This window comes from Thiothrix eikelboomii (genome assembly GCF_900167255.1).
GTDB classification, from domain to species: Bacteria; Pseudomonadota; Gammaproteobacteria; order Thiotrichales; family Thiotrichaceae; genus Thiolinea; species Thiolinea eikelboomii.
In genome coordinates this window covers 105475-131932 of the sequence record NZ_FUYB01000008.1, presented here as the reverse complement: position 1 = coordinate 131932, position 26458 = coordinate 105475, and the positions used below count along the sequence as shown (strand labels likewise).

Genomic DNA, 26458 nt, shown 5'->3' with positions numbered 1-26458 from the left:
GGAAGCCACTCACTTCACCAAGCCCCCTCGCATCAAAAAGATGATGGCATTGCTCGCCATTGGCTTCTGTTGGGCGCACAAGGTCGGGGAATGGAAGGAAAAAACCGTCAAACCCTTGAAGGTGAAAAAGCATGGGCGTAAAGAACAGAGCATTTTCCGCTACGGCTTGGATTACCTGACTGATCTGTTAACAGGAAGCGGACGTGAAGCCTTGGATAATCTCAGGCTCGTGATCCTGTTCCTTTGTCCGCCCCAATTTATGGTGGTAGAGGATGGACGTATGAGACTCAAGCCGTTTTCGTTTAACACAAATTCAATGGGTTAGGAAAATTGTCGTGTACAGAGACCGCAAAATTAAAACTGGTGGCAGGTGCTCCCGCCCCGCTAACCGTTTTAGTCACAATGACTGTTTTCTCAATTGCCAAAGCTGCCGTACTCAAGGAGCACAATAACAAAGTGCATGACAACATGGAAAATCGGCCCAACCGGTGGGTGGCCGCAGACGATTGATTGCCCATAGCTTACATCCCTAAAAGTTTATTGACTTTCAATTAAATGGAACAGCACAAACCTCCGCCAGCTGAGGACTGACAGCGGAAAATTCTCACCAACTTGAATAGGGTATTAGCTAGATTTTTTTGGGGTAATCATGATAAACGGTCGAGTTTTTTAGGATAAATGGTAGGAGCTAGAGATAACCCGTTAAATATTTAGTCAGTATTTAGCCAGAGTATCTCTTGTCAGCCGCTTTCTCAAAACCACTAATCTAGTCAACAATCTCCGAAGAAGATGATTCACCTATTAAACCTACTAATGCAAGAGCTGAACTCTGTGAAAATGCCGCCTTTTCCTAGTCATCGGCACTTTAACTGCGCACAACCTATGCCAACCCTTTGATACCAAAGGCTGGATCATTTTGGTCAAAATCTATTTGACATTACTATAGAATAGTCTTTTTATCAATGCGTTGCTGTTTAGACTCCACTAAACAGAGTTAAAAAAATAGATAAGCATTGAATATATTTAATTTTATCAGTAGGTTAAAAATTATTTTAATTTTAACCATTTAGTTCGGAGTTGCTCATGCAGACAATAAATTTTGTATATCAAGTGGCTGATTCGATCTAGTCATCTGCCAGTCATCGACAAGGGCTTAGAATTTTTGTACTATAAAAGATAATCTAGGGCTTATAAATAATAATTATTAAAATGATCATAGCAAAGCTTAAGCAGTTTGTGAGCTGGTGGGGGGAAAGCCTCTATCGTGGTTTGCCTAGCTCAGTACGCAGTCTATTTCGTGCCAGCCAACCCAGTTTAAATCTATACATGGTCAATGAGCGCTTAGCCTTAAGCTGGCAACAGGAGGGTAAGCGCCGTGAATGGGGTGAGTATACTTTAGATAGCTCGTTTGACTTTGCACGTATTGCCAAAAAAGTGGCAGGTCGTCGTAATTATCAATTAAGGCTTGAGCTAGACGAAAGGCAAGCTCTGCACCTACAGCATACTTTTCCAGAAGGTGTGCAGGACAATATTAAGCAAGTGGTCGGTTATCAATTGGATCGGATCACGCCGTTTTCCTTAGATACAGCTTATTTTGATGCCAAAGTCGCTAAGCATGATAAAGCGAATAAACTCGTGGTGGCGGATATTTATGTCTCACCGAAGGTGCACATTGAGCAGTATCTAGCTAAATTGCGTGCTTTGGGTGTCCCCGAAATTAAACTAATTTCTGCCTTAGCTAGCTCTACCCAATTAACCAAGGGGTTAGGTACAACAACGATAGCTCCGATGCCAGCTTCTTTAGTGCCTTTTTATGCGTTCATATTGGTTTTAATCGCAAGCTTAGCCGCACCCATTGTTTATAAAGAACGGCGTTTGGGGCAGATAGAGGCAGCGATAGCGAGTCTACAACAAACAGCTGCAGCACAAATGGAGGTGCGTGATCAACTACTCGCTGCTGAGGAAACCCTAAGTTTTATCGGTGAAAAGCGCAAAACTGCCCCGGTGATGTTGGATGTGGTTGAGCATTTATCGGCAGAAATTCCACCACATACTTGGGTGGAGCGCTTAGAGATTAATGGGAATCAAGTCCAGATTCGTGGCGAGTCTGAACAGGCCTTAAGCTTAATTGATACCTTAGAAATTTCGCCTTATTTTGAAGCAGTGAGCTTTAAATCACCGGTTACACGCAACCCAAATTCAGGTAAAGATAAATTCCATTTACAGGCCAATGTGGAGGCTGCCCATGAGTGAAATGTTAATACCAGCTCGCAGCCAACCCTTAATCGCTTGGTTAATAGCTGCTTTGCTCGTGCTTGCGGTAGTCTTTTTTGGTGTGCTTCCGGCTTGGCTTAAATCGCAAGCGCTCAGCGAGCAGATTGAAAATGGCTATCAGCGTTTAGACAAAATGCGTCAAGTTGCGCAAGCAGCACCGGAGCTGACGGTAGAGTATGAACGTATCCGCCAGCAAGGGATTGATAAATTATTTTACCCACAAGGCATGACAGCAGCCCAAGTGGGTAAAGAGCTACAAAATCAAGTCGCAGCAGTGGTCGCTCGACAAAATGGTACGCTGTTTAGCTCTGAAGTAGTGGATGAAACTCAAGCGCAGGAGGCTGAGGCGTCGACCAGTGATTATCAGCGAGTCACGGTGCAAGTAGTCTTTCAGGGTAAAACTGAATTGCTCCGGGAAGTCTTGCATGCGGCGTATGCTTCACGGCCGTTAATTTTTGTAGAAGGCCTAGAGGTGAAACCTTTAGAAGGGGTTGATCCTAAAGAGCAATTAGTGCGTGTGACTGTAAAAATTGCCACTTATTGGCGTGGAGCTAAGCCATGAAACGTTTATTCAGCCCACCGATTCAGTTAATGCTTTGGCTAGCTAGCTCAGCCTGCTTAGCTTGGGCGGCTTGGAGTCTCATACAGTTACGCGAGTTAGAGGCAGACCAGCGTCCCTCAGCACCGGTTAGTGTACAAATTCCAGCCTCACTGATGCTCACTGAACCTGCTGTGACGACTTATAACCAAATAGTTCAAGCACCCTTATTTTGGCCTAGCCGTGCTGTACCAGCGGTGGAGATCGTTGCTCCATCACCGCCACCAACCGTCGAGCCTGAAGCGCCACCGCCGCCACCTGCACCCTTACCAGTTGGACGTTTAGTCGGGATAGTGGATTTGGGTTCGACTAAATATGCTTTGATCCGTAATGAGGAAAAAAATATCTCACTGCATGTCGGCGAGCAATGGGAAGGGTGGACACTAGCATCTATTGATGCAAAAAAAATCAGTTTAGTCGCCGGTGAGCAAAAACAAGAGGTGAAATTAATCGCCGATTTTGCTCCACCAGCGGAGAATCGGCAGCTAGCACAATTACGTAAAAAAGAAGAACAAAAGCAACAGATGGCCGCCGCTCGACAACAGCAAGCACAACAACCATCGGCTGCACCCGCTGAGAACTTAGCACTGCCACCGAATTTAGAGCCTGCTGTGCCTGCAGATCAGGCTCAAGCTGTGGCAGCAGCGGCACAGAACCCGCCGCCGGTCATGTCGTTAAAAGAAGCTTTGGAGGCAAGGCAACGTTTAATGGCTTCTCGGTGGGGTGGGGCGGATGGGGCTAATGAGCAAAAAGGCAATGCTGCTGCACCTGCCACGGCCAATCGTTAAATCCGACGAACTGTGGTTACATTGCCTAAATCGAAAAGATAAACTGATATTAGCTAAATAATAATAAAAAAAATGGGGTTTGTTTGTGATTAACAGGACTACATTAGTGGGGCTAGCCAGTATTTCCGTATTGCTGTCTGCCTGTGTTTCAATCAAAGACGGGCCTGGCTTTCGTAAAAATACTGATATTAATCCCTTTCAGCGCAGTGCAGCAGTTAAAGAGCTGGATGAAAAAAGTTTGAATTTAGAGCATCCGATTCTGAAGCCTGCTAAAAAATCTAAATATTCACAGAGTCGTAGCGCTGAAACTTATGCCGGAGCCGGTGCTAGCAGTGCTTTGCTAGCCGTGTCTAATTCAACCACGGGATCTACCGCCAATAATCAGGATATGGAGCTGGTCTTAGGCAATCATCAATACTATCGAACGGATGTTGAGCGCCCGAGTATTGCTACAGGGCGAGCCGCTAAGGGGGATGGTGTCGCGCTGAATTTTGAGCGGGCTAGTATCCGTGAAGTAGTTAGCGTCGTTTTAGGTGATATTCTCAAGCAAACCTATATTGTTGAGCCGGGGGTTGAAGGTGAGGTGACGATTAATTCCAGCCAACCGATTCCACGTGAAAGCTTAATTCCCACTTTAGAATCTTTATTGCAGACGCAAGGTGCTGTTCTGTATAAAGATGATAATGGAGATTATCGAATTGCAGCGCGTGCGAACTTAAAGGGTCGAGGTTTTCTACCTTCAACAGGTAAAATTAAGCCCGGTTATAATATTCAAGTCGTACCACTTCGATATATACCCGTTGCAGAAATGCAAAAAATTCTTGAGCCTATCGCAAGTCCAGATGCTTTTGTTCGGGTAGATACCAATCGTAATTTATTAGTACTTGCAGGTACAAGTTCAGAATTACAGAATTTAATGGCAACCGTCAAAACCTTCGATGTGGATGTGTTGCAGGGTATGTCGGTAGGGATTTACCGGATTAAAAATGTGGAAGCTCAAGTCGTTGCGAAAAATCTTGATGCTTTATTCGGTGAAAGCGGCAATAGTCCGATGGCGGGTATGGTTAAAATCATGCCGATTGAGCATATGAATAGCCTAATGATTATTTCAGCTAGCCCTGATTATTTAAAGGAAATGAAAAGTTGGGTGGACCGGTTTGATCAAACGGGTCCAGTGGATGGGCAACAGTTATTTGTCTATCACGTTCAGAACGGCAATGCAGAACACCTAGCGGAGATGTTAACGCAAATTTTCTCAGGCAAAGGAGGGGGTAATAAAAAGTCAAGTGCTTCGGCCTTACCCTCGAGCTTAGCACCGGGCTTAGAAGCCGCTGCTGTCGGCGGTGATGCTAATAATGCAGCTTCGAGCGCGGCTGCTTTGAAAACCATGTTAGGCAGTACCAGTGGGGTGAGTATTGATCCTGATGCTGATGTGAAGATCGTCGCTGATAAAACCAATAACTCATTGATGATTCTGTCGAGTGAGTCGATGTATAAGCAGATTCAAGAGGCTTTAAAGCGGATTGATATTATGCCTATGCAAGTACAAGTTGAAGCTTCGATTATGGAAATCACTTTAAGTGACGAAATGTCAAATGGGATTCAATGGTATTTAACCCAAAATGGTAATACCTTTGGTGAGTTAGGAGTAGGAGCTTTTGGTGCAAATGCAACTCCGGGGGGATTCTCTTTTACTTTGGCAGGTGGCTCTAGTGGGATTAAGGGTTTTCTACATGCTTTAGCTAAAGACTCTAAGGTTAAAGTGATTTCTTCGCCTTCAGTCTTGGTATTAGATAATCAAACAGCCGAAATTCGGGTAGGTGATCAACAGCCGATTAAGACAGGTTCAGTGTCTACTGATGGTACAATTAGTAATATTCAATCCATTCAATATAAAGACACAGGAGTTTCTTTGAATGTGACTCCGCATGTAAATTCGAATGGCTTGGTGAAAATGGATGTACAACAGGATATTACCGATGTCGGTGAAATTGATTCGGCAACGGGACAGCGAACCTTCCTGAAACGAAATATTAAAAGTAATATTGCCGTGCAAAGTGGAGAAACGATTGTCTTGGGTGGGTTAATTCGAGATAACCAAACTCAAGGGAATAGTGGTGTGCCTGTATTAAAAAATCTACCAGTAATTGGTAGTGCCTTTAATGGTAGCTCGAAAAGTGGTAAGCGTACTGAGTTATTAGTGCTCATTACACCGACTGCGATCAAAGATCAAGCTGCCTTGGTACAAACAGGCAATGAAATGCGGGAGCGTATGAAGCGTTTAATGGATAACAATACCTTTATCCAACAATTAAGAGGTGAGTATGTCGAGTAGATTTGACTGGGTAATTCTATTACCCCTATGCTGGATGTTGACAGCTTGTGTTTCCGGCGAAACTACCGTTAAGCAGGCTGCTCAGCAACGTTGGAATGCATTACTAGCGGGCGATCTGCAGCAAGCGTACCAATATTATACGGATGCCTTTAAGCAGACAGTTCCCTTTGAGCACTTTCGGAATAGTGTTCAAGGTCTAGGATTGTGGAGCAAAGCGCAGGTGCAGAAAGTGAGCTGTGACACTTCAGGTAGTCAATGTAAGGCTGAAGTCGAGGTCACTGTGGCGATGAAGATGCGTGGTTTACCCAAGCCAGTGGAAACCAGCGATCTTATTCAAGAAACTTGGACGAAAGAGGGGGGATTTTCAGACTGGCGGTATGTAAAAAAATGATTGATTAAATTAAAATTGTTTATAGGTTATTCTCAGGTTTCTCAGCCTCATTAGCTTTAAACCTGCGCTTAGTAAGGTACTCCGTAACAAATATAAAAAAATCTCGGGAGGCACGAAAGTGTTTAAGAAGAAAAAGCTCGCCCTAGGAATCGTCGCTGGTTTGGCTGGTGCATTAGGCATAGTCACTAGCGCTCAGGCGGTTCATGTTAATCCAGATGGAACTGGCCAAGTTTTAATTTTTCCTTATTTTAATGCTCACTCTGGTTATGTGACTAATATCAATTTAGTCAATTCCACGGACAAAACTAAAGCTGTCAAAATCCGTTTCCGTGAAGGTGACCGCAGTAATGACGTACTCGACTTTAATATCTATATGTCACCACAAGACGTATGGACGGGTAGTGTGCGTGCTGTCGAAGATAAGGACAAAAACCTAATCGGCTCAATTAGTACCAGTGACCGTACTTGTACTTTGCCACAACTGGCCGCGTGTAAAGATGATAAATGCGAAGTCACGATTCCATTTACGGGTCATCAAATTTATACCGGTGTTGATGCCGCCGATACCCGCGAAGGTTATGTGGAAGTGATTGAGATGGGTGTGGTTGAAGACAAAACCGTACAAGCGGGTGTGCTCCATAAAAATGGTACACCTGTCAATTGTACGGCCGTCAAAGATGCTTGGAAAAACGGTATTTTCCAACAAGGTGTTGGCTCTAAGGCCACGGGTTTAAGTTCACCCACGGGTGGTTTATTTGGCTCATCCGCTGTATTGAATATTCCACAAGGGGTGGCCTATGCGATTGACCCCGTAGCGATTGACAACTACAGCACGGTGGCACAGCACTATCTGTCAGATGACCCGAATAATTTCTTATTACCCTCGTTGGCTTCGGGCGATGTGACGACTAGTACTATTACCGTACAAGATGGCTCGGGTGAAAATGAGTTAGTGACCACCACTTGGGGGTCAGTACCGGATACTTGCTTAAATGATAAGGACGCGCTAACGCCTCAATGCGGTACAAATCCTTATCCAATTTCGCATATTCTGTTAGCGTCGAATGTGATGAATGAGTATTTCCTCGATCCAAGCAATGGTTACGATGGGCATACTGATTGGGTTTTGACCTTCCCAATGAAGAAACACGGTATTCATAACGCAGATACCGATGTTTCTATTCTTGTCGATGGTATGTATGACCGCGAGGAAACCAGTGCGACAACGACCACTGACACTGACTATGGTTTCTCACCCGTATTGCCGGGCAAAACTAAAGATGAGACTGAGCTGAAGCGTGAAGTGAACGTTGTCACCTTCCTGACCAGTGATCCTTCTTATGATGATGCTCGTACCGTGTTCTCTAGTCAGACCGGTCAGAGTTTATCGGTAGGTTCGTTTGTACATGGTTGGTCGAGCATTTCCTTCCCGAAATATGATATTTCTAAAGGTTATGTCAGCTCCGTGACTTACGGTAAAACGGCTAGTGTCTATACCGCTGCCAGTGGTATTTACCAAGGTGTGCCAGTAGCTGGTTTTGCCGCGATTGAAGGTAATGTCAGCAGTAATGCGGGTGCTCGTTTCGGCGATGCTTTACCCCATAAAATTAATCGGTAAGCAGAATTAACCGCTAAACCACGCTAGTTTTAAGCGAGTTTAGTTCTAAGCGGGTTCTAAACAGCGGGTTTAAAGGTGGTTCACAAACTGGTCAGACTTGTGCTGATCAGTTTTTTGTATTGCAATAGGGCTAGGGTTGAAGGCAAATATCATGCGATTCAAAAAAAGCTTGCTCATCTTGGGGCTAAGTTTATTCACACTAAATACACAGGCTACCGATGAATGGGTGATCAAAACCACGGATTTAAGCCTTTCTAAAGCTGCTGTTGAAGCGACGCTACAGGCACGAGGCTTTAGTACCACAACCTTAGATAGCAAAACTCGCCAAGCTTTACTCCAAGAGTTATTTATTCGTGAAAGTTTGCTTGCTAAACAAATGAATACACCCTTATCGCCTGAGCAACTCGCTTTATTAGAGCGGCGGGTGGACGATTTTCGTAAAGGCCAATTATCACAGTTAATCTTAGATACCTTGGCTTTAGAACAAGCACCTGATTTTGAGCCGCGAGCTAAAGAATTATATGCAGCCCGTCAAGCAACGGATTACCAATTGCCATTACGTTTGCGCGTGCGGGTCTTGGAAAAAACACTCGGCTCAGATGAGGCTGCTACTCGTCAGCATTTAGAGCAAATCAAAGCACAGGTCATCCAAGGAAGTTTGGATTTTAAAGCGGCGGTGTTAGCAGAAAGTGATGCCGGTGACAAAAAGCTCACTGAGGGTGACAGCTTTTGGTTTCATCAAGGGCAAAAGGTGCAAGCTTTCTATGAGGTGGCTAAAAAATTATCGCCTGAGCACAGTTTAAGTGAAGTCTTTGTCCACGAGGGTAAGGCTTATTTATTGCAATTCATCGGGCGGCAAGAAGCCATCCAGCAAACTTATGCGGAAGTTAAAGATAAGATTTTGGCTGAATTAAAAGAAACCTATGCACAAGCACAACGTAAACTGTTACTTGAGCAATTACGCACTCGCTTCAGCCAAGCGGAGATCGCTCCCGCTTATCAATAAAAAATAATTCGTAAATTTGAGGGCGAAAATGTGGAGCAGGCCGAGCTGAGGCGTTATTTAGCGCTTATCTATCAATTGTTTCGGCGTGATTTGACTGAGCGTTATCAAGGTACGGTGCTAGGTTTTGCTTGGTTGCTCGTCCAACCTTTGTTTATGTTAGGGCTGTATACCTTGATTTTTAGCGAAGTGTTGCAAGTACGCTTTAATGCACAAGCATCCAATACACATTTTGCCTTGTATGTGTTCACGGGGCTATTAGCCTTTAATGCCTGTGCTGAGGTGTTAACCCGTTCGACCACCCTGATCACGGAGCGGCGTGATTGGTTATTGAATACGGCCTTGCCTAGTTGGATATTGCCGATGATTCCAGTAATCGTTTCTGTAGTTTTAGAGGGATTGGCTCTGTGCGTATTGCTGACAGCTCTCCTTGTCACGGGGCAGTTGCAAGTCTTGGGCTTGGTTTTCTATTTGCCATTTCTGTTGATTCGGATCTTATTCTCGCTAGCCGCTGCCTATAGCTTAGCGGTATTAGGGGTGTTCCTGCGGGATTTGCGCCAATTAATGCCTGCATTTTTAACGGTACTGTTATTTATTTCACCTCTGCTCTACCCGTTAGAGTTGATTCCTACAGATTTGCGCCCGCTGTATGACTGGAATCCCTTAGCTCAATTAGTTGAGGCTTATCGTGCTGCTTTATTACAAGGCGTTTTTGAGGCTGAGCGTTTTGGGGCTTTGCTTTTAGTCAGTACTAGCGCTTTAGTCGCGGCGGCTTGGCTGTTTCAGAGTCTGATGCCACGTGCAAGGTATGTCTTATGAACACAGCCATTCGCTTAGTAAAGGCGGGTGTTTGTTATCGGCGTTATGCCAAACCACGGGATGCTTTATTCGAGTGGGTACTTGGTCAAGTTCGTCATCAGGTGTTTCATGCTTTACAAGAGATTAGCTTTGAATTAGCCCAAGGTAGTTCTTTGGGGATTATCGGCGATAATGGGGCGGGTAAAAGTACTTTATTGCGCTTATTAGCGGGTAATCTCGCCCCTAGTTCAGGGCAGTGTCAGGTGCATGGACGGCGATCGGCTCTCTTAGAATTAGGAACAGGGCTGCATGGTGACTACAGTGGTTTGGAGAATGCGCGCTTAGGCTTAGCCCTCAGAGGCTTAGACAATGCCGCGATTGAGGCGCAACTACCTAAAGTCTTGGCTTTTGCGGAGTTGGGTGATTTTATTAAGCAGCCCGTTAAAACCTATTCCAGTGGAATGGTGGTACGACTAGTATTTGCGGTGGCTGCTGTTGTTGAACCTGAAATCCTGATTGTGGATGAAGCCTTATCGGTGGGTGATCAATATTTCCAGAAAAAATCCTTAGATCATCTGCGTGCCAGCTTAGCGCAAGGTGCGAGTTTAGTATTCTGCTCGCATAATCTCTATCAAGTTCGCGAGCTATGTGAGCAAGCATTGTGGCTAGAGCAGGGTAAACTTAAGCTCTTGGGTGAGTCACAAGCGGTCGTCGATGCTTATCAAGATGCAGTACGGGCGCGCCAAGCTCCACCAATGAGCACGCCGAAAACCAGTATTGAACCTAGCTTGGCAAGCTTTCCTAGTTTGCAAGTTGTCAGTCTGCGTGGGGCACAAGAGCAAGCCGGATTCTTACCGATGTTTATAACTTGGCAGCGTTTTGTGGTTGAGGTGAGGGCAGCGAGTGCAGGTTGGCGTTTAGAGGATATTCATATCGGCCTAGTGATTCGGCGCAATGATGAGATTCAATGTTATGGGATTAGTACCCTGCATGATCAAGTGCCTTTGCAAGCCCAAGCTGATGGTAGTATCCAAGCTCGTTTTGTAATTGAAAAATTGCCCCTGCTATCGGGTGAATATTGTTTAGAAGTTTGGTTGATTGATAGCAGCGGCCTGCATATTTACGATGCTCGTGAGCGCTGTTGCCCGTTTCGGGTACAGCAGTCGACGCAAGCTCAAGGTATTGGCTTAAGCTGGATACCCCACCAGTGGGAAGTGGAGGCCAATTGAGCTTATTCACCCGCTCCGTTGAACATTCTTGGCGTTATGATCAGCTTTTCCCACTTTATGCGCGCTTACCTTGGCGAGCGGCTTATGGGTTAGCGGCTTGGCAATCGAGATATTTCTATCAAAAGCAAGCCCAAACTCGGGAAAATATTCGCCAGCAGATGCAGCGGGTTTTTCCAGAGGCTGAGCTTGAGCAAGTCGATGGTTGGGTGCGTGATTATTTTCGGATGGTTGAGCACGAAGCACTCGATACTTGGTGGTTAGATCGACCTGTGATTCCTGAAATAGTCCATTTGCAGGGTTTCGAGGCGGTGCAAGCTGCACGGGCGGCAGGGCAAAAAGTCTTGCTCAGTAGTGGGCATTTTGGGCGATTTTGGCTGGCAGGGCCTGCGATGCGCCGTGCGGGATATACCATTGGCACGCTGACTCGAGACGGTGGCGATACGAATAAGCATGGTTTACATCCAGCGGAATATCGTTATCGTTTGTGGAAATTACAACGCCTTCAAGCAAGCTTAGGGGGGGCTTTTTTAGTGGAAGGTGAGGATCTACGGTGTCTATATCGTGAGCTTAACCAACACCTCATGACTTTATTATTTGATGTTTCTTATACGGAAATTCCACGTGGAAGCGTGACAGTTCCTTTTCTCAACGGTACTATAAGTGTACCTGCTGGGATTTATAAAATCGCTAAAAAAACGCATGCAGTCGTTGCACCGTTTTATATGCGTGATAGCGGGAGCGGGCCAGTGGTGGCTGAGTTTTCAGACCTACTGAATCCACATAATTATAATGATGAGGAATTTATGAGCCTGCTGGCCATGCAATTAGAGTCGCGAATCAGGGCGCGACCAGGGCAGTGGTGGCTATGGGAGGCTCTACCTCTGTTGCGGAGATAATAAATGAATCAAACAGTTGCCGCTTATTTTCCAACTAACTCAGATAGCTTGGATAACAATCACTCGCATAGCAAAATCGTTCAATTGATTCCTCGTTATGCTCAAGTATTAGAGCTAGGGTGCTCAACTGGAGCGATGTCGCGTCTTATGAAAGAGCGGTGCGAAGCGCAAGTTTTCGGTGTTGAAAAAGATCCGCAAGCGGCTTGGCAAGCGCAGCGTTATTGTGATTATGTGTTCACTGAGGATTTAGATGACCCTCATAGTTTAGATGCTTTACAGTTTGAGAAATTCGATGTCATTACCTTAGTCGATGTTTTAGAGCATTTACGCTATCCGCAGCAGCTGTTAGAGCGCTTAAAACCCTTCATGATGGATGAAAGTGTTATTTTATTATCAGTACCTAATGTGGCACATACCTCGGTGCGATTAGAATTATTAACCGGGGATTTTCGTTATGAAGAGGCTGGCATACTCGATGATACTCACCTCAAATTTTTTACTTTAAATTCTTTAAAAGCACTAATTGAGCGTAGCGGCTTCATGATTAATGAAGTGGATTATACATGGCATGATTTGCCGGATTCTGTAATAGCACGCTATTTGCGCCAAGTTGGGGTGGAGGCAACCTCACGTGTTTTGGAGTATTTCCACCAACCGGATGCGGTCGCTTATCAATTCATTGTTTCGATTAGCCTGCCTAAGCAAAAATCACAAGCTAAATCGGGTGATCAGGATTTAGATTTATTTAAGACCCATCAGCTCAAGCCAATGGCGGCTTCTTGGCAAACTTGGGGGCATGTATTTGCTAATTTGCAGCAAAAAGAGCAGGTTATTCAAGGTTTAGAGCTGTGTATTCAAGATCAGCAAACTGAAATGAGTTGGCTGCGAGCAGAATTACAAATGAAAGCCGATGAGTTAGGGCGAGTTTATGCCACTCGTAGCTGGCGCTTATTACGAAAAATGGCGAGTTTTCTTCGAGGTCTGCCAGTTCAGGAGGGATTAACCCATAGCTAAATACACTGCAGTTATGGGCTAAAGAGCGAACCTGTCGCTCATTCAGCGGATAACGCGAATATAACAATAATAACGAGGTTGAACGCCGCATGCGTGCTAATACACCAGCCGTCAGCATTATTATTCCAGCTTACCAGCATGCTGCTTGGATTGAACAAGCACTTGACTCGGTAGCAGCACAAAGCTTTAAGTCATGGGAGCTGATTATTATTGATGATGCTTCCCGTGATCAAAGCTGGAATCTCATCATGAGCTGGGTGAAGCAGCACCCACAATTCGCTATTCGTTGTCTTCAGCATACCCAAAATCAAGGTGCAGCCGCGACACTGAATGAGGGCTTATCCTTAGCAGCGGGCGACTATATCGCCATTCTAAATTCGGATGATGCTTGGTATCCGCAGCGTTTAGAACGTTTACATAAGCTCGCAGAGCAGCAAGGTTATGATTTTCTAGTCACGGGCGTTGATCTATGGGATGCCAATTCTAAGTCTAAGGCGGCGAGTGAGCCTGATTGGTTGGCTTGGTATCAAGGCTTGGTCGCCGATTATCAAAAACATCAAAATTTATTACGTACCCTGTTACGGGGTAATTTTTGCATCAGTACTTCAAATTTCTTTTTTCGGCGTCACTGTTTCTTAGCCCAAGGTGGCTTTGCGGATTTGCGCTATGTGCATGACTATGAATATGTGCTGCGCTTATATCGGGCAGGTTTTAAGTTAACTTGCCTGTGGCAAGAGTCATTGCTGCATTATCGTTTGCATACTACGAATACGATTCGTGAAAAGCCTCTCGCCGCGATTGAGGAAAATATGCAGATGCTCCTAAATAATCTCGGTTTACTGGCTGAGCAACTCACCCCGACGAGTTTAATGGGGTTGCAAATTCAGCTACGTGATCTGTATCGCTATACCCGTGAGGAATGGCTAACGGCTTTGCATCAACGCTTAGTGGCGCGTGAGACGACTTTAATGCGCTTAGTCAATGATCGAGATAAGTGGATTCAGGAGCGTAATCAGTGGATTGCTGAGCGTGATCAACTCATTCAGCAGCAGCAAGTCTGGGTGCAAGAGCGGGATGGTTGGATTGCTGAGCGCGATCAACAGATTCAAGGTTTACAACACGTATTGGCACAGCATCGGACTTGGATTGAAGAGCGGGACGCTTGGATTGCTGAGCGTGATCAGCTGATTCAAAACCAGCAGCACTGGCTCAGTGAGCGCGAGCATTGGCTGGCAGAGCGGGAGAGTGCTTTAGCCAAGGCACGTGAGCTGCACACCGAAGTGATTAATTGTCGGGCATTTCGACTGGGTAATGCCTTGCTGAATCCATTACGCTTTTTGCGTGCTCGTGTAGTCCCTGAAAAACGGAGGGTCGGTCATGCTTGACTATTTTAATCAACCACGGATGTTGCGTGATTGGTCAGCGGTGCAAGCTTGCCTACAGCCCCAAATTCAAGATTGGCAAGTGAACACGGTTTCCTTGGATATTTTCGATACCTTATTAGGGCGGATTGATACTCCTGAGCAAGTGCAGCGTTCGGTGTGTCGCAAGGTGGCTAAGCAGTTAGGTTCTAGCTTTAAAGCGCAAGCCGTTTGGCAAGCCCGCCAAGCCAGTGAGCAGGTTTTGCGCCAGCGGGCCTTCGCTCAGGGGTTGGATTATGAATGCCGCTTTGCGGACTTAGTGCCTGCTTGGGTTGAGCGTTTATTAGCTGCACCGAATCCTGAGTTAGTCGATTTTATTATACGTACTGAGCTGGAATTAGAATGTTTAGCTCTCTATGTGAAACCCGGAGTTCTGAGCTTTTTGCAATGGCTCAGCCGCAGCAATACACAGATCCTAGCTATTTCCGATATGTATTTGGAGAGTACCCACCTCCGCGCTGTGTTAGAAAAGTTTGAGTTGGCAGCTTATTTCGATGCCATTTATGTATCGGCTGACCGTTTGCAAGGTAAATATTCCGGCAAGCTCTATCAGTTGATTGCACGCGAGCAGAATTTGGATAAAGCCCGTTGGGTACATATTGGAGATAATCCTAAATCAGATTATCAAATGGCGAGTGCTCAAGGTATTCAAGGCATTTGGTTATATGAAAAAGCTGAACTCAAACGCATTGACCAGCAGCAATTAGCCATCAAGATGGCAGCCCGTGGCAGTATTTGGTCAGGGCGTTATTTCTTTTCTATGCTGCAACAGCGGTTACAAGTGTTGAGTACGGATAGCGATGATTTTTATTTTCGGTATGGGCGCGATGTCTTAGGGGCGGCTTTTAGTAGTTTTATGTTGGGTTTACAGGAGCGCTTACAGCGTAAGCCCGTCGAGAAAATATTTTTCGTCGCCCGCGATGGTTATTTATTCCAACAAATGTATCAGCAGTTGCAAGCCCCTAAGCCTGAAGATGAGTATATCTATTTATCGAGGCGAGTGATCACTGCTGCATCGACCGCCGATGGTTTGACACATGAACAAGCCCAAGTTGCTTTTTATAATCCTAAGCAACAAGGTTTGCGCTCGATTTGCAAAGTGTATGGTTTGCCCGAAGAAGGTTTGCAACCTTTAGCACAGCGGCATGGCTTTACAGATTTCGCTGCGCCGATTCAAGATTGGCAAGATGCCCGTCTAGTGGCCTTTTTAGCAGATGAAGAGGTACAGGCTTGTATTCGTCCAGTCGGTGCTCAGCATCGGCAATTGTTGGAGCGTTATTTAGAGCAAGTCGGTTTCTTTAGTCATCCACAGCTGGCCTTGGTCGATATTGGCTGGAATGGCACGGTACAGAAATTTTTAAAGCAAGCTTTCGGGCAGCGCTCGGATTTTCCGATTATCAACGGTTATTACTTTGCGTTTGTGCCGAAAATGTATCACGACTTTGGCACGCATAATTATTGTGAAGGCATTATTCATGATTCACGCCGGGATAATGCCTGTGAACGTATTCCTGCGGAATTTGAAGAGATTTTTGAGCAAGGTGCTCGTGCTTTAGAGGCGACGACCATCGGTTATCGAGAAACGCCTGCGGGTATTGAACCGATCTTAAAATCCTCACAAGCCCCGGATCGTTTAGCCGAGGTGGCTTGTAATCGAATGGTGGCAGCGATTCAGGCGGGTGTGCTGGTGCATTGGCAGCATTTTCAAGTCGTGCAGCGGTTGACGGATTATAAAAGCAGCGACTTATTGCCGTATGTGTATGGCTTGCTGGAACGTGCGGTGGTTTATCCGACTCGTGAAGAGGCTCATTATCTAACTCGCTTAGTGCATACCGAAGACTTCGGGCATGACCATGTGCTGGAATTAGGTCGCAAAGCCCTCAGTTGGCAGGATTTTTTGCATCCCCAACATTTATGGCGGCGGGTACAAGAGTCAGCTTGGCGTTATGCGCTGTTAGACAGTATTCCAACGAGTGCACCGAATTTCGCTTTTCGGATGGCTTATTTGCATAGTGTAAGGAAATAGGGGGCAAGATGAAACAACGACCCTTAGCAAAACAGCTGGTGATTAATCCGTATCGCTTATTTGTCTATGCACAGGCGTTTCGCTTTTCTTCAGGGCGTGGACGCTGTTTTAGTCCGGGGTTTAGTGCGCTCTGTGTCTGGCAATTTTTAAACTTAAGCCATCACCTAGTAGATCGCGGCACGATCCGGTGGTGGCGGGTTCGTTTAGGCAAGGGGTAGGGTATGGCTCAGGTGCAAATCTTACTGTCGACTTGGAATGGTGAGGCTTGGCTAGCCGAATTATTAGCTTCCCTAAATCGGCAGAGTTTTGCGGATTGGGAGTTATTGGTTCGGGATGATGGCTCTCAGGATCAAACCCTTAAAATCATTCTCGAATGGCAGCGGGCGTATCCGTATCACTTGGCTAAGTTTATTACGGATGGTGAGCATCTAGGCAGTACACAAAGTTTTAGTAAATTAGTTGAGCAAAGTACTGCACCCTATTTAATGTTCTGCGATCAAGATGACATTTGGTTTCCAGAAAAAGTTGAGTTTTCTTTAGCAGCTTTACAAAAGATAGAAAATGAACGGGGGTTTTGCACACCAATTTTAGTTCATACGGACATGGCCGTGGTGGATGAGGCTAAGCAGTTAGCCGCCATTTCATTCTGGACGATGCGTTCATTTGATGTTGAGCAGTCTAAACAAGCGTATTTGCTGACCAATGTCGTGTCAGGTTGCGCGAGTATCTTTAATCGTGCCGCTGCCGAGAGAGCTTTTCCAGTGCCTTATCGTGCGATGCAACATGATCGCTGGTTAGCTTTGGTTTGTGCTTGGTTTGGGCAGGTTTATGCTTTGCCACAGCCTTTGCTGTTTTACCGACAACATGCCAATAACCAAGTCGGCGCTGAGTTGCAGTCGATTCCCTCTACTGAAATCGCGAGTCGAGTCGAGGCATGGAGTCAGCAAGCAGAGGTTTTTTTACAGCGCTATGGTGATGAGTTAACTCGGGCTGATTACCGGTTAGTCGCTGCCTTAGCAGGTTTACAATATTTAAAAGGTTGGGAAAGGCGGCGGCATATTTTGCAGCATCGCTTATTTAAACAGGGGATTTTGGCCAATATAGCTTTGCTATTATTTGCCTAGAAATTAAGCAGGATTTGACAAGATGATAAAAAAAATAAGCCGTCCTGATGTGGCAGTCATTGTATTAACCCGTAATGCGGGTGTTTTATGGAGTCAATGGATTGCAGGTATCCAGCAACAAACTATTCAAGCAGGTCGTTACCTTGTCGTGGATTCGTCGTCAACCGATCAAACGCTGGAGCAGGCTTTAACGGCTGGTTTAGAAGTTTATTCGATTGAGGCAGCCACTTTTAATCATGGTGGTACTCGCCAATTGGCAGCAGAGCTCTGTCATGGTGCTGAGTATTTAGTCTTTCTCACTCAAGATGCCATCTTGGATGAACCGGATTCTTTAGAGTTGCTTTTGAAGCCATTGAGTGATGCCAAAGTCGGTATGGTGTATGGGCGACATATTCCTCATCCGCAGGCTTCTCTGATTGAAAAGCATGCACGGGCTTATACTTATCCTGAAGCTTCAGCGGTACGTAGTAAGGCGGATTTAGATGAACTCGGTTTCCGTGCGGCCTTTTCTTCAGATGTGTATGCGGTGTATCGAGCGAGTGCTTTACGGAGTGTGGGTGGCTTTCCTGAGCATATTATTGTTAGTGAGGACAGTTATGTCTCCGCCCGCTTATTGCTCGCGGGTTGGAAGGTGGTGTATTCAGCCGAGAGTTCAGTTCGGCATTCTCATCAATATTCACTCTTACAAATCTTTCGTCGCTATTTTGATATTGGCGTGTTTCATGCTAGCGAAGCGACTTTGCTGCGTGGGATTGGTAAACCCGATAAAGAAGCTTGGGTCTATGTGCGCTCCTTAATTGATTATTTAAGTCAGCGGCGTAAGCGCTTGTTGTGGCTGGCTGCTTTGCAGACCCTAGTCAAATTATTGGGCTTTAAACTTGGTAAAGCTTATGAGCATTTACCGAGCTCATGGTGTCAGGTGCTTAGCTTGCAAAAGGCTTATTGGTATGCAAGGCCGAACAGTTGGGAGCAAGGCTGGCTCTTATATCAGGGTAAAAGTAGAGCCTTAGCACCTAAGCAGCTCTCTGTGCCGCATACTTTACTCAAACCAGCAGTGCAGCGTTTAGCCGCTAAACCGATCAGTGTAGTTTCCTAAACAATAAGCCTGTACCTATCTCTAGATGGGTACAACGGCCTAAATAAGGGGTAGGTATCTTGCATTTTTGAATATTAGATTATTATAATATTCTATATGTTGCATAGCAATCTTACGCTTCATACATCCTCCTTTGGTGGTAATTGCGCGGCTCTTAGGGTCGCGTTTTTTTTTGCCTAGTATGACGATAACTCCTTGTCTCCGTGCGTTTCTTGCCATACAATGCGCGGTCTATTTTTTCAGATAATTACTACATACTCTTTGGAGTTTGGAATGAGAACATTCAGTGCAAAGCCGGCTGAGGTCAAACGCGATTGGTACGTCGTGGATGCCGAAGGTAAGGCGTTAGGCCGTTTGGCCACAGAAGTAGCCCGGCGTTTGCGTGGAAAACACAAGCCGGAATATACCCCTCATGTTGATACAGGGGATTACATCATTGTCATTAATGCCGACAAAGTTGCTGTGAGCGGTAATAAAGCTCAAGACAAGATGTACCACAAGCATACTGGCTATATTGGTAATATGAAATCTTTCTCGTTTGAGAAGTTACAGCAACGTGCTCCTGGTCGTGTTGTAGAACTCGCGATTAAAGGCATGCTGCCAAAGAATCCATTAGGTCGTGCGATGTACCGTAAACTAAAAGTTTATGCAGGTGCTGAGCATAACCATCAAGCTCAACAGCCATTAGTGCTGGAAATTAAGGGCAAGGAGTAAGAATCAATGGCTGCAACCCAATATTACGGCACTGGTCGCCGCAAATCTTCTTCTGCTCGTGTTTTCTTACGCACAGGCAGTGGTAATATCACTGTTAACAATCAGCCGATTGACCAATACTTTGCGCGTGAAACAGCACGGATGGTGATTCGTCAGCCGCTAAACAGCATCAGTTTAACGGACAAAGTTGATTGTGATGTGACAGTGACAGGTGGTGGTACAACTGGTCAAGCGGGTGCAATTCGTTTAGGTATTGCCCGTGCATTATTGCAATATGATGAAGGTTTGCGTCCTTCACTGAAAAAAGATGGCTTCCTGACTCGGGATGCACGTAAAGTTGAACGTAAGAAAGTCGGCTTGCACAAAGCACGTCGTGCTACACAGTTCTCCAAACGTTAATCTTTTCTCCAAGCTGATCCGAAAAGCTACAAGTGTTCGCGCACTTGTGGCTTTTTTTGTATTAGACTCATTCATTTAGAGTTCAATTTAAGTCTCAGTTTCAGGTCATCAAGGATGACTCTTTAAGGCGGCTAAGATTAAATAAATTAAATAAGTATAGGGAAGGAGTCGATCAATGAAGCGGATCAAGTTCTTATTAGCCATCACGGGTTTAACGACACCCTTAGTCACTGCAGCCGATACCACGATCTTTGGTACTTTGCATGCCAATTACGGTTTTCTTAAGGACAATGGTAAAAGTGTCGATAAAGTCCATATGACGGGTTCACGCTTGGGGGTTAAAGGCTTTATGCCACTCTCAACAGGGTTGGAAGCCACGTATATTCTTGAGGCTGGGGTTGATCTTGAGGGTGGGCAAGTCACTACCGATACACGCCAAGCTTGGGTCGGTTTGCGGGGTCAGTTAGGTGAAGTCCGTATCGGTCGGCAGTTCGGTGCAACGAAAGTCTCCTCAGCCCCCGTTGATTTATTTAGCGATCAATTCGCCGACTATAACGCTATTTTAGAGTCAGAATTTACTTACAATCAAAGTTTGGCTTATATCAATAAATTGGGCTCTTTAGGTTTTGCGATTGAACTGACTAAGGATCAAGATTTCAGCCCAACCGATACGCAAATCACGGCTATTGATGCGGTAGTGAATTATTCGCAAGACGGTATGTATGCAGCTTTTGCTACGATGCAAGGTAAAGATAGCCTAAAAATGTCCCGTTTAACCGGTGCTTATACTTTTTTTGATGGGCATAAGGTGGGGGCTAGCTTTGAGCGAGCGCGTCCTGAAGGTGCTGAAACTCAAGGGCATGATGCGTTTGTGGTAAGTGGTGGCTATCAATCGGGTGCTTCTTTTCTGAAAGCACAATATGGCGAAAAAAAATCTAAAGCGGGTGGCGAAAAGGAATCTTTGTCAGCGGTCGGCTTGGATTATCGAATGGCTAAAAAAACAGTCTTAAGTTTCGAATATAGTATTAATAAAAATCGAGCACATCTTGCGGGTGATCAAGTCAAAACCACCGCAGTGGGGCTGTCACATAGTTTTTAAGCGTTCGCCGTGGATGGCTTCGATCTTGAGTGGAAGAAGCTTTCCGCCCAGGTGTTGTCATAGCAGTTGCCTTTGGCACTCATATCGTTGAGTGTTTGAATTTCAACCTTCATATCCGACTGAAAGACTTGGCAACGACTGCAGCGCACATGTAGAGCTAAGGCGAGGAAAAAATTTCCTGCCAGTAAATTATGCCCACGACTTGCCCTCGCCATCGCGTAAACCTGCCCATTCACATACTCGTATTTCTGCCCATCCGGGCGGTCGTTTTCCCCTAATAAATATTTTTCTGGGGACACATAAGGTGACTTCGGTAACGCACCCATTGCATTGACTCCTGCATAAGGGATTTTAAGCTCAATTGTATGATTCCATCTTCGTGGTTTTTTAGAACTAGTTCAAGTGATGCGAGGAAATCCAGTAGTTTACAAGAGTATGCGTAAGATTTTCGCCAGCGTTATGCTAGTTTCATGATGGATTCAATACGCTTAAGTCTTGTTAACTTTGGACTTTTGAATCACGCGAAGCAATTCCGCCACTGTATCGGCAGAAGCGAGTAGTTGATGCCAGACCCGCACTTGTCGAAAAAATGAGGCACTGCTTGATTTCTCGTTGGTAAAGGCACTAATCAGCGTATTCGTATCCAATACGAGCCGTTGTCGTGTGGTGGTCATTGATAAGCTTTTGTTAATGGTTAGCAACAGGTAAGACTTTTCTGCCCGTTTTTCAGCGCGTGCTGTCTTGATTTCTTCAAAGGCGAGTTTAGCAGTTCTGGCTTCAAGCCATTCTAGTCGCAAACTGTTATACTTCCACCTCCTAAAACATTTTTTAATCCAAGTACCATGAGCCTCCAATCCCACCAAATCGAACTCCTTGCTCCCGCTAAAACTGCTGAAATCGGCCGTGAAGCGATCCTCCACGGTGCCGATGCGGTGTATATCGGTGGACCTGGCTTTGGTGCTCGGCATAATGCCAGCAACTCAGTGGCAGAGATCGCTGAGTTAGTGCAGTTTGCGCATCGCTTCCATTCACGTATTTTCGTCACCCTCAACACTATTTTGCATGAGGCGGAATTAGAGCCTGCGCGGCGTTTGGTGCATGAGTTGTATGAGGCAGGTGTAGATGCTCTGATCGTGCAGGATATGGCGCTGTTGGAAATGGATATTCCACCGATTCAATTGCATGCCTCCACCCAATGCGATATTCGTAGCGCAGCGAAGGCGAAGTTTTTGGCGGAGGTTGGGTTTTCGCAATTGGTATTGGCGCGAGAGTTAAGCATTCCGCAGATTCGTGAAATTGCCCAAACAGTCGGTGAGGCAGCGACGATTGAATACTTCATTCACGGTGCTTTATGTGTGGCGTTTTCGGGGCAATGCTATATCAGTCATGCTGAAACAGGGCGTAGCGCGAACCGGGGTGATTGCTCGCAGGCTTGTCGTTTACCGTATACGTTGACGGAGCAAACCGGTGCGGTGATTGCTTTCGATAAGCATCTATTGTCGATGAAAGACAATAATCAAAGTGCAAATCTGGAAGCTTTATTAGCAGCGGGTGTGCGTTCGCTGAAGATCGAAGGGCGATATAAAGATTTAGCTTATGTGAAAAATATCACCGCGCATTATCGCCAATTAGTCGATGAGATTTTAGAGCGCCGTCCTGAATGGGCGCGTGCGAGTTCGGGCGATAGCGAGATTTTCTTTAAACCTGATCCTGATAAAACTTTTCATCGTGGTAGTACCGATTATTTTGCGACGGGGCGCAAAGACGATATTGGTGCTTTCGATTCGCCTAAATTTGTGGGTTTACGCTTAGGTGTTGTCCATCAAGTCGGTAAAGATTGGTTAGAGCTAACCAGCTCTGAAGTGATGCACAATGGTGATGGTTTAAACTTCATGCGCAAACGCGAAGTGGTCGGTGTGCAGGCCAATACGGTCGAGCAACGTGGCAAAACCAAAGCAGGTGAGTTGATTTGGCGGGTTGTGCCGAATGATCCTAGTGTCTTGGTGGGCTTAAAACTGGGGTCGGAAGTCTCGCGTAATCGTGATCACGCTTGGGAGTTAGCCCTCCTGAAAAAATCGGCTGAGCGGGTTATTCCCGTGTGGTTGAGCTTGAGTGAAACCGCCCAGGGCTTGAGCTTAACCCTGACGGATGCAGATAGGATCAGTGCGAGCGCGCAACTTGCAATGACTTTAGAACCCGCTCAGCAAATCGACAAGGCTTGGGCAAGTTTGCGTGAGAATTTAAGCAAACTGGGCAATACCATATGGGTTGCGCAAGCCATTCAATTGAAGCTGAGTCAGCCGTGGTTTGTGCCTGTTTCTAGTTTAAATCAATTGCGGCGTGATGCAGTGGCGGCTTTAGAGCAAGCACGGCTAAGTGCATGGCAGCGCCCTGCACGGAAATTACCCGTTGAGCCAGCGCCAGTCTATCCTGAAACCACCCTGTCCTATCTAGCCAATGTTTATAATTCATTGGCTTGGCAATTCTATCGCAAACATGGCGTGGAACTGATCGAGCCTGCTTATGAAGCGCATGAAGAAACAGGTGAAGTCAGTTTAATGATTACTAAACACTGCTTGCGTTTTTCCTATAATCTTTGCCCCAAACAAGCTAAAGGTGTGCAAGGTGTGATGGGGCAAGTACGGGCTGAACCATTGATACTCAAGAGTGGTGATGAAACCTATACCCTCAAGTTTGAATGTCGCCCTTGTGAAATGCATGTGATGGGCAAGCTCAAGAAGCATATTCGCAAACAGCCACCTCCAAGTGCCGTGCCAACAACGCTACCTTTGCAGTTCTATAAGCAACGCCCAAGCTAACTATTGCAGCTTTGCTCGCAAGGCATACCAAGCTAAACCCAGCCATTCGTGTAAGGCAATCTGGCTACGAACTAAGGCGGTGGCTTGGGGGATAAATTTCATGTAGTGATCCGACCATTGAATAACACCGCTATAAGAGACCGAAGCCGGCAAATATTGGAGTTTCTGCTGACGAAAAGCATACAGGCTACGGGGCATGTGCCAAGCTTGTGTGACCAGCCAAGCGGATTGAATGCCTTCTGCGGCTAATAGTTCATCGGTAAATTGAGCATTTTGCCAAGTCGTATGGCTTTGCGTTTCTAGCCATTTTACTGGGACATGAAATTCATCTTGCAATACATCACGCATTAGCTCCGCTTCGCTGCGTGCTTCAGCCAAAGGGCTGCCCCCTGTGACTAAGATCGGTAAACCCGTTGCCCGATGTAAGAGAGCTGCATAGCGCAGACGTTCGATCCCAGCCAGTGAAGTGCTTTCCCCACCTGCATACTCAGGTACATTTAGATTTCGCCCTGAACCCAGTACCACAATGGCTTGCGGGACGGGATCATGTTTCCAGAGTTCAAAGCGCGGTGGATATTGCTTTTCGAGTTTACCCAGTAACCCACTAGCGGTTAGTGGCAGACTTAAGATCAAAACCTGCAAAACGGCTACGGTCATTAAGGTGCAGACGAGCATTTTGCGTTTTCTCCAAAAAACTGCTAACAGTGCCAACACTAATAACTGGCCGGGAGGCAGGAATAAAAATTCTAGACTGCGATTGAGGAGGGCATTATCCATTCAGGGGTTGCTCAGTTTTATGAATTTTTGTCTAAATAGCGCATGTCGATTCGGAAGGGTTTATACTTGATTTCACTGAACTTTGCCTAGGCTGAATAAAGTATGGGTATGCTAGATAATTCTATCATCGTCGTTTTGATTATGGCACTCATCCTCGTGCTGTTTGTGGTTGTTTTATTTTCAACCTTTTACCGACGCTCGACTAAAGACCGTGCTTTCGTGCGGACAGGGTTTGGCGGTGAGCGCGTGGTGATGAATAATGGTGCACTAGTGCTGCCCGTTTTGCATGACATGATGGTTATCAATATGCAAACCATGCGGGTGGAGGTAGAGCGCTCTAACCATGATGCCTTGATTACTCATGATTCTTTACGGGTAGATGTGGTGGCTGAGTTTTTTTTACGGGTCGCACAAAATCATGCGGCAATCTCAACAGCGGCACGTACTTTAGGGGATCGTACTTTAAATCAAGAGCGGATGAAGGAAATCGTTGAGGCGCAATGCGTGGCCGCCTTACGTTCGGTCGCCTCGAGTATGTCTTTGGATGAATTGCATGTTAAACGCGCTGATTTTGAAAGCAATGTAGAAAACAATCTCAATAGTGAGTTTCAAAAAAACGGTTTAGAGCTAGTCTCCGTTTCTTTAATGCGTTTAGATCAAACTGCCCGTGAATATTTAGATGAGAATAATGCCTTCGATGCGCGTGGTTTGATTAAGCTGGATGAAATCACCGAGGAAAGTAAAAAGCGCCGGAATGACATCGAGCAAGAAAACAAAATTAAAATTCAAGAAAAGAATAAAGAATCTGAGCAACGGCGGTTACAGATTGAGCAGCAGCAGGTTGAATCACAAAAGCAGCAAGAGCGTTATTTAGCTGATTTACAGGCGCAAACAGCGAAAGATATTGAAGAAAATAAATTAAGAGTAGATCGGGAACTCGAAGAAATTCGTATTGCCAAAGAGACCGCTATTGAAATGGCTAAGCGTGATATGGAAGTAGCCCGGGCAGAGTTTGAGCGCGGTATTGCAGAAGCTTGGATGGCAACTGATAAGATGAAAGCAGAAGCGGCTCGTTTGACCGAGGAAATTGCCACCTCTCGAGAAAAGGCCGAAGCCGAGCGCAAAAAGCTGTTAGAGGTGATTGGTGCACAAAGAGAAGCGCAGCGCCAAACGATTATCGCTGAGGCTAATGCGGAGGTGGAGCGCTTAGCAGCGAAAGCAGCAGAAATTCGTTATCAAGTGGAAGCCATTGGTAAGCGCACTTTAAATGAAGCCGCCAATATCCTCGGTCAAAGCCAAGTGGATATGCAAGTGAAAATGGAAATCGTGCGGCAATTGCCCCAGATTATTCGGGAAAGTGTTAAGCCAATTGAGAACATTGATGGCATTAAAATTATGCATATTGATGGTCTTGGTGCACTTTCTAGTTCATCTTCAGGCAGTCTTAAGGGCGGCGGTAGCAATGGTGGTTTAGCCGATCAAATTGTCGATAGTGCTTTACGTTATCGGGCGCAAGTGCCATTAATTGATAGTTTACTGCGCGAAGTCGATTTAAAAGGCGATACCAGTGAGGGTTTAACCGGGTTCATCCGAGAGCAAATTGCCCCCGGTGAACAGGCTAAGCGTCGCAATCAAGATAAGTTTGAGGCTGATGATAAGCCGGATGCGGCTTAGTTTAATTTTGTTCAGTTTGCATCCGCAGAGGGTGTTGGTTCGGTCGCGGAAGCCTGTTTATTTTCCCATTCACTTAAACGGGCTTCTAGCGCCTCTAGTTTTTCCCGGGTGCGTTGTAGCACTGCGGTTTGAATATCAAACTCTTCCCGAGTGACGAGGTTCATTTTTTGCAGCCCCGTTTCCATCATGCTGCGCATATTCTTCTCAAGATCGTCCTGCATATTACGCAGTGGCTCAGGCATTAGCTCTGAGAATTTCTTCATCATATCGTCAAGTGGACTTGTCATTTACCCCATTCCTTATTGGTTGTAACGAAGATACTGGTGCAGCTCGATTGAGGTTAAGCACTTTTCTGGTGCATTGCT

General features: G+C 45.8%; 24 protein-coding genes and 2 pseudogenes. 22 read left to right on the top strand and 4 right to left on the bottom strand.

Annotated features, from left to right (window positions below; translation table 11 throughout):
• The 20 genes and pseudogenes from B5D50_RS20845 to B5D50_RS10275 form a co-directional block, all read left to right on the top strand.
• Positions 1–325, top strand: a pseudogene (locus B5D50_RS20845) (hypothetical protein); the annotation flags it as partial.
• An 884-nt stretch (positions 326–1209) separates the two neighbouring features.
• Positions 1210–2253, top strand: a complete 1044-nt coding sequence (locus tag B5D50_RS10365) for a PilN domain-containing protein (protein WP_078922533.1) — start codon at positions 1210–1212, stop codon at positions 2251–2253.
• Positions 2246–2836: a type II secretion system protein GspM gene (gene gspM / locus B5D50_RS10360; protein ID WP_078922532.1), complete on the top strand. Its 591-nt coding sequence runs from the start codon at positions 2246–2248 to the stop codon at positions 2834–2836. The genes B5D50_RS10365 and gspM overlap by 8 nt, the downstream gene beginning before the upstream one ends.
• Positions 2833–3660, top strand: coding sequence for a hypothetical protein (locus B5D50_RS10355; protein ID WP_078922531.1), 828 nt, complete (start codon positions 2833–2835; stop codon positions 3658–3660). Before gspM ends, B5D50_RS10355 begins: the two co-directional genes overlap by 4 nt.
• Positions 3661–3745: 85 nt before the next feature.
• Complete coding sequence (gene gspD, locus B5D50_RS10350) at positions 3746–5995, top strand: type II secretion system secretin GspD (RefSeq protein WP_143594328.1); 2250 nt, start codon at positions 3746–3748, stop codon at positions 5993–5995.
• Entirely contained in the window at positions 5985–6386 is a 402-nt protein-coding gene (locus B5D50_RS10345; RefSeq protein WP_143594327.1) for a hypothetical protein, read from the top strand. Before gspD ends, B5D50_RS10345 begins: the two co-directional genes overlap by 11 nt.
• A 118-nt stretch (positions 6387–6504) precedes the next feature.
• Entirely contained in the window at positions 6505–8004 is a 1500-nt protein-coding gene (locus tag B5D50_RS10340; RefSeq protein ID WP_078922529.1) for a hypothetical protein, read from the top strand.
• 151 nt (positions 8005–8155) lie between these two features.
• The gene (locus tag B5D50_RS10335; RefSeq protein ID WP_078922528.1) at positions 8156–9010 is read left to right on the top strand and encodes a peptidylprolyl isomerase; all 855 of its coding nucleotides are present in this window, start codon (positions 8156–8158) and stop codon (positions 9008–9010) included.
• 30 nt (positions 9011–9040) lie between these two features.
• On the top strand, positions 9041–9826 hold the full coding sequence (locus B5D50_RS10330) for an ABC transporter permease (protein ID WP_159448611.1): 786 nt from the start codon (positions 9041–9043) through the stop codon (positions 9824–9826).
• Complete coding sequence (locus tag B5D50_RS10325; RefSeq protein WP_078922526.1) at positions 9823–11034, top strand: ABC transporter ATP-binding protein; 1212 nt, start codon at positions 9823–9825, stop codon at positions 11032–11034. Before B5D50_RS10330 ends, B5D50_RS10325 begins: the two co-directional genes overlap by 4 nt.
• Complete coding sequence (locus B5D50_RS10320) at positions 11031–11930, top strand: lysophospholipid acyltransferase family protein (protein WP_078922525.1); 900 nt, start codon at positions 11031–11033, stop codon at positions 11928–11930. The genes B5D50_RS10325 and B5D50_RS10320 overlap by 4 nt, the downstream gene beginning before the upstream one ends.
• Before the next feature lie 3 nt (positions 11931–11933).
• Positions 11934–12944 carry a class I SAM-dependent methyltransferase gene (locus B5D50_RS10315; RefSeq protein ID WP_078922524.1) on the top strand — a complete coding sequence of 337 codons (1011 nt, stop codon included), beginning with the start codon at positions 11934–11936 and terminating at the stop codon, positions 12942–12944.
• A gap of 89 nt (positions 12945–13033) precedes the next feature.
• Entirely contained in the window at positions 13034–14329 is a 1296-nt protein-coding gene (locus B5D50_RS10310) for a glycosyltransferase (RefSeq protein WP_078922523.1), read from the top strand.
• Positions 14322–16391, top strand: coding sequence for an HAD-IA family hydrolase (locus B5D50_RS10305; protein WP_234975853.1), 2070 nt, complete (start codon positions 14322–14324; stop codon positions 16389–16391). The genes B5D50_RS10310 and B5D50_RS10305 overlap by 8 nt, the downstream gene beginning before the upstream one ends.
• A gap of 8 nt (positions 16392–16399) precedes the next feature.
• Positions 16400–16609, top strand: coding sequence for a hypothetical protein (locus B5D50_RS10300; RefSeq protein ID WP_143594326.1), 210 nt, complete (start codon positions 16400–16402; stop codon positions 16607–16609).
• Positions 16610–16612: 3 nt separating this feature from the next.
• On the top strand, positions 16613–17515 hold the full coding sequence (locus B5D50_RS10295) for a glycosyltransferase family 2 protein (protein WP_078922522.1): 903 nt from the start codon (positions 16613–16615) through the stop codon (positions 17513–17515).
• Positions 17516–17537: 22 nt separating this feature from the next.
• The gene (locus B5D50_RS10290; protein ID WP_078922521.1) at positions 17538–18611 is read left to right on the top strand and encodes a glycosyltransferase family 2 protein; all 1074 of its coding nucleotides are present in this window, start codon (positions 17538–17540) and stop codon (positions 18609–18611) included.
• A 273-nt stretch (positions 18612–18884) separates the two neighbouring features.
• Positions 18885–19325 carry a 50S ribosomal protein L13 gene (gene rplM, locus B5D50_RS10285; protein WP_078922520.1) on the top strand — a complete coding sequence of 147 codons (441 nt, stop codon included), beginning with the start codon at positions 18885–18887 and terminating at the stop codon, positions 19323–19325.
• Between the two features lie 6 nt (positions 19326–19331).
• On the top strand, positions 19332–19724 hold the full coding sequence (rpsI, locus tag B5D50_RS10280; protein ID WP_078922519.1) for a 30S ribosomal protein S9: 393 nt from the start codon (positions 19332–19334) through the stop codon (positions 19722–19724).
• A 175-nt stretch (positions 19725–19899) separates the two neighbouring features.
• Positions 19900–20823 (top strand): porin, encoded by a 924-nt coding sequence (locus tag B5D50_RS10275; protein ID WP_078922518.1) that lies wholly within the window; start codon positions 19900–19902, stop codon positions 20821–20823.
• Between the two features lie 107 nt (positions 20824–20930).
• On the opposite strand, the pseudogene B5D50_RS20750 reads toward B5D50_RS10275, so the two are convergent.
• Both B5D50_RS20750 and B5D50_RS10265 read right to left on the bottom strand, forming a co-directional pair.
• Positions 20931–21149 (bottom strand): annotated as a pseudogene (locus B5D50_RS20750) (Uma2 family endonuclease); the annotation flags it as partial.
• Positions 21150–21311: 162 nt separating this feature from the next.
• Positions 21312–21683 carry a PIN domain-containing protein gene (locus tag B5D50_RS10265; protein WP_143594325.1) on the bottom strand — a complete coding sequence of 124 codons (372 nt, stop codon included), beginning with the start codon at positions 21681–21683 and terminating at the stop codon, positions 21312–21314.
• On the opposite strand from B5D50_RS10265, the gene B5D50_RS10260 reads away from it, so the two are divergent.
• Positions 21666–23642 (top strand): peptidase U32 family protein, encoded by a 1977-nt coding sequence (locus tag B5D50_RS10260; RefSeq protein ID WP_078922515.1) that lies wholly within the window; start codon positions 21666–21668, stop codon positions 23640–23642. The genes B5D50_RS10265 and B5D50_RS10260 overlap by 18 nt on opposite strands.
• Here the strand turns inward: B5D50_RS10260 and B5D50_RS10255 are convergent, their stop codons facing one another.
• Complete coding sequence (locus B5D50_RS10255) at positions 23643–24419, bottom strand: YdcF family protein (protein ID WP_078922514.1); 777 nt, start codon at positions 24417–24419, stop codon at positions 23643–23645.
• A 108-nt stretch (positions 24420–24527) separates the two neighbouring features.
• Here B5D50_RS10255 and B5D50_RS10250 point away from each other — a divergent pair, with 108 nt between their 5' ends.
• On the top strand, positions 24528–26093 hold the full coding sequence (locus B5D50_RS10250; RefSeq protein ID WP_078922543.1) for a flotillin family protein: 1566 nt from the start codon (positions 24528–24530) through the stop codon (positions 26091–26093).
• A gap of 11 nt (positions 26094–26104) precedes the next feature.
• Here B5D50_RS10250 and B5D50_RS10245 read toward each other — a convergent pair whose 3' ends face one another.
• Entirely contained in the window at positions 26105–26380 is a 276-nt protein-coding gene (locus B5D50_RS10245; protein ID WP_078922513.1) for an accessory factor UbiK family protein, read from the bottom strand.
• Positions 26381–26458: the final 78 nt, after the last annotated feature.